Annotated in this window: 1 protein-coding gene; it reads right to left on the bottom strand. The window is 53.6% G+C overall.

Going from position 1 to position 1,004, the window contains the following annotated elements; translation table 11 throughout:
* On the bottom strand, window positions 1–969 hold a 969-nt coding region (locus tag ACIGG6_RS18270), incomplete at its 3' end, for an IS30 family transposase (protein WP_399846555.1).
* Window positions 970–1,004: the final 35 nt, after the last annotated feature.

Here is a 1,004-nt window from a genome sequence, read left to right as displayed (position 1 = left end):
CATCACTTCTATCGGACATTTAAATCCAAAGCGTTTTCGAGGTCGCATATTCAGCTCAAAGGCAATGGCGTCCAGCTCTTCCTGGCTATGTGCTGAAAGGTCCGTTCCTTTCGGTAAATATTGACGGATAAGACCATTGATATTCTCATTGGCCCCACGTTGCCAGGGGCTGTGGGGATCGCAAAAATAAATCGCAACGCCCGTTTCTTGAGTGATTTTTGCATGCTGTGCCATTTCACGCCCCTGATCATAGGTCATGCTTTTTCGAGCGGTGGCCGGCATTCGGTTCAGGGCGGCACTAAAACCTGCTACGGCGGATGTGGCGGTGGCGTCGTCCATTTTCGCGAGGATCAGATAGCCACTGCTAAGCTCTACCAAGGTGCCTACCGCGGACGCGTTATTCTTACCTTTGATCAGATCGCCTTCCCAGTGGCCGGGCATTTCACGCTTACTGACCTCGGGCGGACGTAAGTGAATGCTGACCATGTCAGGGATCTGTCCACGTCGATCCACTTCGCCACGGCGAGGCTTGCGTGTGGTTTTACCTTGTCGCAAGCAGTGAATCAGTTCCTTGCGAAGGTGGCCAACAGGCAAGGCATAAATGGCCGTGTAGATGGTCTCTCGGCAGACGTAGGCATCGCGCAAATCAGGTAGTTTCATCGTCTTGAGCTTGCCGCTAATTTGTTCGGGAGACAAGCGTCGCCGCAACATATGCACGATGAGATCAAACCGCTCGGTGCCTGGCAAAATCTTACGCGCAGGACGACAGACCCCTCGACGCTTTTCTCGCTGACGTTGGGCGTACCGGGCGCAGTAACCGTTCTGGGCCATTTGGTTACGGCGTATTTCACGAGAGATGGTTGAAGGAGCTCGCCCCAGGAGCTGGGCAATATGCCGAAGGCTCATCCCTTGGGCTTGACCCACTTGGATGCTGGCACGTTCTTCAATACTGAGTTCGAGGTAAGACATGGGACAACACCTTAGCGAAATGCTCAGGTGTTGCA

Source organism: Vreelandella lionensis, assembly GCF_044543515.1.
GTDB classification, from domain to species: domain Bacteria; phylum Pseudomonadota; class Gammaproteobacteria; order Pseudomonadales; family Halomonadaceae; genus Vreelandella; species Vreelandella lionensis.
The sequence above is the reverse complement of the archived record's forward strand: the minus strand, read 5'-3'. Positions and strand labels throughout refer to the sequence as shown.